This window comes from Parabacteroides chinchillae, from assembly GCF_900108035.1.
Taxonomy (GTDB): Bacteria; Bacteroidota; Bacteroidia; order Bacteroidales; family Tannerellaceae; genus Parabacteroides; species Parabacteroides chinchillae.
Genome location: NZ_FNVS01000022.1, coordinates 44,786 through 55,376 on the forward strand (window position 1 = coordinate 44,786; position 10,591 = coordinate 55,376).

Here is a 10,591-nt window from a genome sequence, read left to right on the forward strand (position 1 = left end):
AGGGAAGGTTACTCTGTCGGTAGCTTTGTTTTCGATACCTTTCTTTATATAAAAGGAAAAGAGAAAGCCGCCGTAAAAGAAGATCACGGCGGCTTTGGATTCTGAAAAGAACAGTATCTTATTCTGTTACGGGGGAAGGTAAAATGCGCTTTGCTTGCTCTTCGCCGGAAGTACTTTGCGCCCGGGCATTATAATCGCCATACCAGTAAATGGTAGTGGCATAGTCTACATAGCCGCTGTCCCAACCCAGCATCTCTATATCAAACCAGAACTTCTCCTTAAACGGTATACCATCCAGATTGCGGGTACGCAAAAAAGCATTGTAGGCATGCGAACTGGTCAGATCAGCCCTAGGTGCACCACCAAATGGCGTATAAAAAGGATAAACCGGAGCCCAGGAGCTGTTGTAATAGTCTTCCGTTCCTGTACCAAAGTGAGAAGGGAATGTATCGTTATCTACCCATATCTTTTCATCGCCTTCGCCGTACCAGCGGGGCGCATGGTTAAATAGAGAGAGCAGGTCACCTTTATATACGCCCTTGCCTTGAATCGTGGCAAAATTCCAGTCAGCACACTTGGCAGCCTCGTCAGGATTATTATGAATATAGATTCCGGTGTCTTGCCGCCATGAAGCATGGAAGTACAACGAACGATCTTTGTCCCAAGCCAGTGGCAGGATGTTTACTTCCATCTTAGCATCTACATCTGAGGAAGAGATATTTTGTAGTTTCAACGTTCCGTTTTCTTTATACGGCATCAGCCAGCGGCTCACGATCTTTCCTTTTCCATCAGAATATAAATACCAGCAATCGACAGCAGGAGCGCCCATGCCGCCACCTGAAAAGTCGCTCAAAGGAACCCAAACGGTTTGCTTTCCATCAAACTCGGCACTGAAGATAACTTCACGCATGAGTTGGGCAAACTGTGCCGTATCTTCTATTCCGATCGTAAAAGTCACATCGTAAATTGCATTCTCTCCTTGCGGAAGAGCAATACTGATAGCATCGGAAGCCGACAAGCGTTTCTGTTCTTTCAGTATAGTTCCTTTTTGAGCAACCGGATTCTGAAGATGTTTGTTTACTTCCGCAATCTTATCGGCTACCCGTTGCAACACTTCGGCCGAAAAGGTTTCCACCTTCGTTCCTGCCGGATAGGTTCGGTAGTTAATACCGTAATATTTAGGAGTAGGATCTACACCCCGCTCATCTTCAAATGTTATCTTACAACTTTCGGAATATGGGATTGGCAAAAAGGATGTGTTTCCACCCTTTCCTTCGGGTTCATAACTGGTATGTGCCTGAACCAGGCCGGGAACAACGTCTGGGATATTGATTTGCATTAGGTCATAGGCCGGGATAATCCATCCGGGCTCTGTTGCTCCATCAAAGTAAAAGCGCCAAGTCCCGCGTTTATTCAACGTTGTAATCCAGATACGGGTGATTACTCCAGGACCTTTTTCGTCAAACATAACCTTTTCGATTCGTCCCTCTATCGTATCAGTCCGTTCTATACCGAAGCCGTCGTTATTGGCAAACCACCCAGAATCGGAAGGAGATACGGAACGCCGGTCATAACTGCTTACCTGACTACAGGTATAATACGGATCAGGATAAAGCGATAATTCTTCCATGGAAACCATCTCGTCCAAAAGAGATTCCATGGTAACTGTTTTGTGCGGAGAATCGCAACTGAGAATTGTTGTCCCAAACAAGACAACCAACACAACTAGTTCTTTAAGCTTTTTCATTAACACAGATTTAAGTTCATTTTATTTACATTAGTCATTCTATCTACATCAATCTCTTACTTTACCGGGGTTCTTTGCAATGAAATCTTTCCAACCCGTATATTTCTTCTCCTGGGCCGGCCTGTTGGTCTGGAAATAATGACAAACGGCCGCCGCCAATCCGTCTGTTGCATCCATCTGCGGAAGCATCGATTCCTGAGGAATATGCAAAAAGCGTTGCAACATACCGGCTACTTGTTCTTTTGCTGCATTACCATTGCCTGTAATAGACATCTTTATCTTCAGGGGTGCATACTCAAAGATAGGAATGTCCCGTTCCAGAGCAGCAGCCATTGCGACTCCCTGGGCACGTCCGAGCTTCAGCATGCTCTGTACGTTCTTACCAAAGAAAGGCGCCTCGATGGCCAACTCATCCGGATGATATTGATCTATCAATCCGAGAACACGCTCGAATATTTTACGAAGACGAAGATAATGATCTTCAAATTTATCCAATTGCAAAACACCCATCGCCTCCATGCTTGGCTTATTACCTTCAATTTTCAATACGCCGTATCCCATAACAATAGTACCGGGGTCTATACCTAATATAATGCGGTCTTTCGTCATCTTTCCCAATCTATATCTTCCAGCAATGTACTAAAACCTGCAATTTTATGACCGAACCGATTGACCAACGCCGTATGGAGCCCACGTCCTTCCTTTTCCAACCAATAGTTTAATGTATCGATATTCTTCACAAAGAATTGCACCGAATAACTAAACCCTTCATCTTCGGCAGTCTGCATAATACGACGCAAACTTGGAGCTTGCAGAAATCCACTAGCCGTAGCCTTCGGAATATAATTTTCCTTAAGATACTTCAGACCTTCTTCGTGAATATCCCTCTCAATATGAAAAGTTGTATTATAAACAATCATTTATCTATTAAATTTATCACACAAAGATAACGGATATATCAGGAAAACATCTATATTTGCACTCAGAAAATGATAACCGGGGCATTAGCTCATCTGGCTAGAGCGTTAGACTGGCAGTCTAAAGGTGATCGGTTCGAGTCCGATATGCTCCACGATAAATCTAGAATTAATTAATCCTTAGCGTAAACATAAAAAGAATACCGTCCTATCCTCTCGAACCAAACGGTATTACGCGCTGTCTAATTTCCAATTTAACTAATAGTAATCAATAAAATTCTTTATAGCTGATAGGTTATAATGTAATATTCATTCCTGTAAGACAAATACTAATTATCGATTCACATAACAAAAGTACTACGACAGATATACGCAGCCCATTTTTATTTGCAGATTGTGGATAATGCTTGTTGAAACTAAGAATACAATCTCTATATCCTACAAACTGAAACAGGCTGCCTCTTTTCGAGGCAGCCTGTTTCAGTTTTATTTTTAATATATCATTTTACAAAAGGAGCCTTTTTAAGATAAGCGGCACAATCTTTCACCCCGGCAAATTGTGTACGTCCGTCCGGCATGTGTTCCAGTTCAACAAAATAATCCTGAATACCATTTGCGTACATTTGCTTAAAAATCATTTCAAAATTCATCATACCACTCTGACCCAGCACAGCACGGTCTTTAATATGCAGAACTTTAATGCGGTCAGCATATTTCTTCATATATTCCACCGGATCATTTTGTCCCATAACCGTCCAGTAAACATCCATCTCGAAAAATACCAAAGAAGGATCAGTCCCTGCAAGGAACAAATCATAAATGACATCGCCCGATCTATCCCAAAAGCCTTCTCCCTTACGTTCCCCGGGTTTAACCACACGCTGAAATTCCATATTATGATTATGATAGCCAAACGGAAGACCTGCAGCTTTTACAATTTCTCCGCCTTTATTAAATATATCACAAATTAATGCGGCATCTTCATGGGATGCACATTTAGGCATCATAGGTTGAATCAGATATTTACAACCCAGCTTTACATGGTCTTCGGCAGTAGGTTTCCAATACTCCAGGATTTGAGACATATTTTCTTTTGTATACTCCCTTGTAGGAGGATTTACGTGGGAACTGATGATTTTAAGACCGGCATCTTCTGCCATCTTTTTAAATTCCATCATGTCTACATCCCCTATTTTCCCTTTATTATATCCGGCAAGTTCAAGATCGGTATAACCCATTTCTTTTACTTCCTTCAAACGTTTAGGAAGGTCTTCATACAATTCTCTGGCAAGGGAATATATTTGTAAACCTATCTTTTTCTTTGCGGCAACTACAGGAGCCGGAGTAGTGGCTGCATACATAGATCCTGCTTTACCTGCCAATAGTCCTGCAGCAGTAAAAAGGGATGCATTCTTCAAAAAATCACGTCTGTTACTCATAATAATATATTTTTCTATGGTATGTACAAAGTTATGAAAATATCAGAAAGCGTAACCAAATCCTACATTCAAATAAATAGGATACATAGCAAAAGTTACCGTATCGAAATCTTTCTGGAATATATCACTCAATCCCCAAGTCAGATCGGCACAAACATCAAGATGCTTAAATGCTCTCCATTTCGTACCAACTTGTACCCCACATTGGAAAGTTCTCAGATTATCTGAAAAATCATACGAAGCACGGTTGTCATCTTTAAACTCAACTTTTGTTCCGGTCGGATTAATTTCACGTAAATAACCATCATAAACATACCCGGAGAAGTCGCCGTTTGTCAGGAAAGAAACATACGGACCTGCAGAAAAACTCATTCTGTTATTCAATTTGTAAGAAGCAAGTACCGGGATACTGAAATAGGTATTACGTACTTTAGTTTGCACACCTCCCGTCCAGTTTCCTTTCAGTTTTTCACCTCCGGTCCCTATGATTTCCATACTATAATTCTTCACTGTAGCCTTTGTTTCCATACCTTTGTTTTCAACGCGGAGTCCCAAAATCATTCCCCACTTTTTCTCTACGCCGAACCATTTTATAACATTGCCTTCAACCGACAGGCAAAGAGTAGGTTTATAGCCGTCTATAGAACGTATTTCACGAGGTAACGGAACCGGAGCAGTACCGCCAATGTTAAAACCGGCTTTCACCTCATATTCTAATCCCCGGAGAGAAGACCATATAATGCCTTCGTTTCTCTCGACCTGCGCGTTTACCGTTGCAGCAAACAGTAGCATCAATACACAAATTGCAGATATATGTTTTTTCATCATACTTCCTTTTATTCGTTTTCAGAATGAATCACCTCTACCTCATCAATATATAGGGTACTGCCTACGGCCCCTTCAAAGTAATCTCCCCGTATGCTGGAAGAAAATACAACGGCCAGCTGGTAGCCTCCGTTTTTCAGCTTTTCTTTATCCACAACCTTGCCCGGGCGTGCCACAAAAGGAATATAGAAATGAGTCCACTCATCGGTTGCCTGCTGATTTGAAATCCGGGCAACAGAAATCAGATTGGGACTGGTAAGTGCATTCGTGCCGTCCAGGTAGCGGACATTTTCATCCGTTTCATAAAAAATGGCATAAATATCACACTGGTCTTCCTTTCCCGGAACCAGTTTTCCTTTAGAAGTAAATTCTTCCCCCGGTTTATACTTATAATACCCGCTTAAATAGGTAGGAACATGTTCAAAAGGTCTGCCAAAACGAGTTGCTTTTAATGCATTTGTTAATGCAGACGACGCATCAAATGTTCCTATAAATAAATTACCGGCTGCAATATACATTCCGACTAAACTACCCAGACTACCTGTACTACATGTCACAAGTTTTGCACATTTGCCAACATATCCGTCCGCAAACTGGCTGGTAGGATAATCCGTCGGGCTTTTGGGCACACCGGTTAAAGCATAACCGGCATTCGCACTTCCCCAATTTACAGCATCACCACTTGATGAAAGATCATAGAATATCTGGAAACGCTCATTTTTAGGTTCCAAAGTAATCGTCTCAAAATGATAATCGGTACTAATTCCCGAAACTATACAACGTACAACATATGTCTTATTCCAGTTTCTATCTTCCGAAGTTACAACATACGTATGCGGAGTCGTAAAATCAAAAGTCGTTCCGCTGGCCGGACTAATTGTTGCACCAGGGGTCAAAGTAAACTCAGGGGATAATTTGGTTATATCTGCATCACTTCTAACAATGAGAGTTATACTTTCATTCTCTATTTCCGGTTCTGCCTTCAGAACATTGCCCGACACCGAACAAGTAAGTATATCGGCTTCGGCATTCGGAGCCTCACTTTGTATACACGACAATAGAGGCAAACACAAAAGAAAGCATGCAATTACACTTCGTATTTTCATCGTCTATATCCTTTTTACAACTGTTTTACACTCATTTTTTTGAAAAAACATTGGCAAAGGTAAGTCTATATTTTGAAAAGAATCAGACTTAATCAGGTTTAATAACTTTTTTTACAATGGGATATAGTTTTATTACCATCTCCCGGCTACTATGAAAAACAGTATAAATCACTTTGTCATTATGCAAGAAGAAAGCAGATCGTTAACCGGAAAACAAACCATCCCGATGATTTTACAAAATCATCGGGATGGTTTTCAAAAAAGATCGGGATAATTCTTATTGATGTTCTCTGCGTAATAAATCGTTCACAGTCTTCACCGGATTAAATGTTTCGATAGGCACTTCTACAAAAACTGTATTCCAATCGCTCATAGCACCATTCCATAAACCGGGCAATTCCAAAGCTTTCAGATCACGCCCGTCTTTACTTTTATAAGATATAAAACCGGTATTCTTATCCACATAATCAGGCAAATTATATTTTTCGCCTTTATAGTTCTTCACGGCACAAACCAAATCAACAGGGTTAAAATGCGTCCCTTTCTCAAACATTGCTTTTTTAGCAGGATCAGTCATATCAATCTGGGAGCTTTCCAGGACTTGCAAAGAAACTGTTCCGTCAGGATTAACGGCAAGGAAGGGACCTCCGCCTGGTTCGCCTACATTTTTCACCATTCCGCAGACACGCAACGGACGTAGCAATTTACTACGGATATATAATACAAGTTCTGCATCCTCAAGCAATTTAATATCATGATTCTTAATACATAAATCGTCCTGCAAGAAATGAATCATCTCTTCGATCTGACTATGGTTATATTTACCGCTTTCAATCAGATTCAGATAATTAAATATCTTTTCCTGCAGAGAAACCAATACGCCTGCAATAACTTTTTTCCAAATGACAGTAGAGCATTTAAAACTATCCGGAACTACATTATCTATGTTTTTAATAAATACAACATCGGCCTCCACATCATTCAGATTCTCAATCAATGCACCATGTCCGCCCGGACGGAACAATAATTTACCATTCTTATCACGGAACGGATTGTTCTCCATATCGGCCGCAACCGTGTCGGTACTCGGTTTTTGGATAGAGAAAGATATGTCATATCTAACGGAGAATTTCTCTTCATATTCTCCCTTTTTAGAGGCAACCAACTGTTCAAACAGAGCTTGGTGTTCCGGAGAAACAGTAAAATGAATATTTACTTCACCGGCATTATTCTTCGCATACATAGCACCTTCAGACAAATGTTCTTCCATTGCGGTACGGACTTTTCCGGGATATGAATGGAAAAGAAGCAAACCTTTAGGAAGCTGGCCATAATTCAATCCTTTAGGTTCCAACAAATTGGAAACAATCGCTTTATAACGTCCCTCCTTCATCAATGCCGGAATATCTTTTTCTTCATTGGCAAGGCAAACGTTGTTTAATGCATCATAAAATGCGAACTTATTTATTTCGGAAAAAAACGTGCGTTCAAATGCATTGGCAGGCTCATCATAAGTGGAAGACAAAAACTCATACAAGTTCTTAAACATACGGCTTGCCGCACCGGAAGCAGGAACAAATTTCACAATCTTCTTATTCTTTGCCAGATAAGCATCCCAAGCATCCATATAAGCGGCCTGCTGCTCCTGAGAAATTACCATTATTCCTTTTTCAACGGAAGCGGAAGCAGCTATTTCCAGAAAAGGGAACCCTTTCACAAAACATGCCAACTGTCCGTCAATCTGTTTTTCGCTGATTCCTTTGGCCGACAACTGTTCCAAGTCTTTTGCGTTTAACATAGTATATAAATTTAATTGATTAATTCATCATGAATCCACAGCCTTTAAAAGACTCCGGATATCGCAAATGTATAAAATAACCGCTAGATTAGTATTCATATTCCAATAAAAAAGATACTTTTACAACATGTTTTACGGCCTGTCCGCAAGTGGGCAGTAAAAATAACACAACAATGGATACACAATCATTCTTTACCGAAGAAGAGAAAAAAACGTTTTTCTCAAAGTACAGATTACTATTACGCAATCTTTATTCTTTCCTGCAAAGAGAAGATATTCGAAAGATGAAAAGTCTTATGCAGCGAGTTGTTGCATTAGATTGTTACGGCAGAGATAAAAACGGGATCAACGGTTTATTGAGAAACATAGATACCGCCTTGATCGTAACCCAGGAGATCGGGTTAAAAAGGACTCCCGTCATCGCTTTACTGCTATACCGGCCCGTACTAAAAAAAATCATAACGTTAGAAGATGTTGAGCAAACTTTCGATCCGGACGTTACACTTATTATCAGCCGCCTGCTAAAGACTTCCGATTTATATGCACGCAACACGGCCGTCAATTCGGAGAATTTCCATCATTTACTTTTCTCTTTTGCAGAAGATGTAAGGGTTATCCTGATTATGATTGCCGATCGTTTGTGCTTAATGCGTTTGGGCAAGCAGTTAAAAGAAGATGACCGCATCCGGTTAGCCACCGAAGCATCCTATCTATATGCTCCTTTAGCCCACCGGCTAGGTTTATATTCAATAAAAAGCGAGCTTGAAGACCTTTCTTTAAAATATACAGATCGCAAACAGTATGATTTCATCAAGCAAAAATTAAATGAAACCAAACGCTCGCGAGATGCCTATATTGCCCAATTTATCGCACCTATAAAGAAGAAACTGGAAGAACTTGGTTTAACTTTCGATATAAAAGGACGTACCAAGTCTATCCATTCCATCAACAACAAGCTGAAAAAACAAAAGATCGAGTTCGAAAGCATATACGACCTTTTTGCTATCCGGATCGTACTGGAAACACCATTAGAGAAAGAACGTTCGGAATGCTGGCAAGTCTACTCCATTGTCACCGACATGTACCAACCCAACCCCAACCGATTAAAAGACTGGATATCCATCCCTAAAACCAATGGATATGAAAGCCTGCATATCACGGTAATGGGACCACAAAACAAGTGGGTGGAAGTGCAGATACGTACCAGACGTATGGACGAAATAGCAGAACGGGGACTTGCCGCCCACTGGAAATATAAAGGTATAAAAGCGGAAAACGGATTAGACGAGTTTCTTACCACCGTACGTGCCGCATTAGAGGCTAAGGAGAGCAATCCTTTAGACCTGATGCAAGATTTCAAAATGGATTTATACAAAGACGAAATATATGTATTTACACCGACCGGCGAACTTATCAAGTTAGCCAAAGGTGCCACAATATTGGATTTTGCCTTTGCCATCCATACCAAGTTAGGCAGCAAATGCGTTTCGGCTAAAGTTAACGGCAAAAACGTACCTATAAAATATGTTCTGAATAATGGAGATACGGTATCGGTTATTACCTCACCTGCACAAAGCCCGAAGAGAGATTGGCTGAATTTTGTTGTAACCTCGAAAGCCCGCGTTAAAATAAAACAGGCTTTACGCGAAGAAGCTGTCAAGGCTGCCGAGTTTGCCAAGGAAATGCTTCAGCGACGCTTTAAGAACCGGAAAATAGAGGTGGAAGAAGCCATACTGATGCGTTACATTAAAAAGAAAGGATTCAAAACCGTTACCGATTTCTATATAGAAATTGCGGAAGAACGTCTCGACCCCAATAAAGTGATTGACGAATACCTTGAATTGGAACGCAAAGAGAAAGAGGTTAACGACCACATAGAAGTACGCAGTGCCGAAGATTTCATCACAACAACAGAGGTAGAAGAAATTTCGACGAGTAAAGACGTTCTGGTCATCGATAAAAACTTAACAGGTATCGAATACAAGCTGGCAAAATGTTGCAACCCCATTTACGGCGACGAAGTATTCGGCTTCGTTTCTACGCAAGGAATCAAGATACACCGGCTGGATTGCCCTAACGCACAGGAAATGTTCAGCCGTTTCGGTTACCGTATTATACGCGCAAAATGGAGCGGCAAAGGTGACAATGGCTATATTGTTACCCTCCGTGTTATCGGACGGGATGATATAACAATTGTAAGCAACATAACTTCCGTAATCGGAAAAGAAAGCGGAATTACATTACGTTCCATCAACATAGACTCGGTAGACGGATTATTCCAGGGCAACTTTACCGTCATGGTTAAAGATACCACATCTTTAAACATGCTTACTAAAAAGATAAAAACAGTAAAGGGCGTAAAAACAGTAGACAGGCTTAATTCATAAAGATTATTCCCTATCTTTGCCCCCGCAACATCTCATAAACAAGATGAAATACATTCCTTGTATAAGACATATATCTGCGGAACATGTATGTTCCGCAGTCCTTCTTCATGAAGAAGGAAATTTTGCAAAAAAAACGTAACCTTTCCTCCACCCACCTTTTTCACGTAAAAAACAATCAAAACATAGCAGGCTGCCCTTGCAGCCTGCCGAAAACGTGTGTCCGTACCACACGGAAAACCTCCGTATACCTACAAAAGTATCACCGACGCACCGGCGGAGCCTCCGTACACCTACAAAACCATTACCGGAGTAGCTGCGGCCATTTTGTAGGCCTGCAAAACCATTACAGACGAGCCGGCAACTATTTCGTAC

At 41.0% G+C, this 10,591-nt stretch carries 9 protein-coding genes and 1 tRNA gene; 3 read left to right on the forward strand and 7 right to left on the reverse strand.

Annotation, left to right across the window (positions count from 1 at the left end):
* Positions 1 to 118: 118 nt before the first annotated feature.
* The 3 genes from C4S38_RS14550 to C4S38_RS14560 are packed head-to-tail and all read right to left on the reverse strand — an operon-like array spanning position 119 to position 2,667.
* On the reverse strand, positions 119 to 1,747 hold the full coding sequence (locus C4S38_RS14550) for a glycoside hydrolase family 172 protein (RefSeq protein WP_103984302.1): 1,629 nt from the start codon (positions 1,745 to 1,747) through the stop codon (positions 119 to 121).
* A 48-nt stretch (positions 1,748 to 1,795) separates the two neighbouring features.
* Positions 1,796 to 2,356 carry a crossover junction endodeoxyribonuclease RuvC gene (gene ruvC / locus C4S38_RS14555; protein ID WP_099464194.1) on the reverse strand — a complete coding sequence of 187 codons (561 nt, stop codon included), beginning with the start codon at positions 2,354 to 2,356 and terminating at the stop codon, positions 1,796 to 1,798.
* Positions 2,353 to 2,667: a DUF4286 family protein gene (locus C4S38_RS14560; protein ID WP_103984303.1), complete on the reverse strand. Its 315-nt coding sequence runs from the start codon at positions 2,665 to 2,667 to the stop codon at positions 2,353 to 2,355. Before C4S38_RS14560 ends, ruvC begins: the two co-directional genes overlap by 4 nt.
* A 78-nt stretch (positions 2,668 to 2,745) precedes the next feature.
* On the opposite strand from C4S38_RS14560, the gene C4S38_RS14565 reads away from it, so the two are divergent.
* Positions 2,746 to 2,819, forward strand: a tRNA-Ala gene (locus tag C4S38_RS14565).
* Positions 2,820 to 3,164: 345 nt separating this feature from the next.
* Here C4S38_RS14565 and C4S38_RS14570 read toward each other — a convergent pair.
* The 4 genes from C4S38_RS14570 to C4S38_RS14585 form a co-directional block, all read right to left on the reverse strand.
* The gene (locus C4S38_RS14570) at positions 3,165 to 4,103 is read right to left on the reverse strand and encodes a sugar phosphate isomerase/epimerase family protein (protein ID WP_103984304.1); all 939 of its coding nucleotides are present in this window, start codon (positions 4,101 to 4,103) and stop codon (positions 3,165 to 3,167) included.
* A gap of 42 nt (positions 4,104 to 4,145) precedes the next feature.
* Positions 4,146 to 4,928, reverse strand: coding sequence for a porin family protein (locus C4S38_RS14575; protein ID WP_099464837.1), 783 nt, complete (start codon positions 4,926 to 4,928; stop codon positions 4,146 to 4,148).
* An 11-nt stretch (positions 4,929 to 4,939) separates the two neighbouring features.
* A complete protein-coding gene (locus C4S38_RS14580) occupies positions 4,940 to 6,034 on the reverse strand; it encodes a PCMD domain-containing protein (RefSeq protein ID WP_103984305.1) in 1,095 nt (364 codons plus the stop codon).
* Between the two features lie 277 nt (positions 6,035 to 6,311).
* Positions 6,312 to 7,832, reverse strand: a complete 1,521-nt coding sequence (locus C4S38_RS14585; RefSeq protein ID WP_103984306.1) for a DUF4301 family protein — start codon at positions 7,830 to 7,832, stop codon at positions 6,312 to 6,314.
* Between the two features lie 173 nt (positions 7,833 to 8,005).
* On the opposite strand from C4S38_RS14585, the gene C4S38_RS14590 reads away from it, so the two are divergent.
* Both C4S38_RS14590 and C4S38_RS16150 read left to right on the forward strand, forming a co-directional pair.
* Positions 8,006 to 10,219, forward strand: coding sequence for a RelA/SpoT family protein (locus C4S38_RS14590; RefSeq protein WP_103984307.1), 2,214 nt, complete (start codon positions 8,006 to 8,008; stop codon positions 10,217 to 10,219).
* 107 nt (positions 10,220 to 10,326) lie between these two features.
* On the forward strand, positions 10,327 to 10,591 hold a 265-nt coding region (locus C4S38_RS16150), incomplete at its 3' end, for a hypothetical protein (RefSeq protein ID WP_234999417.1).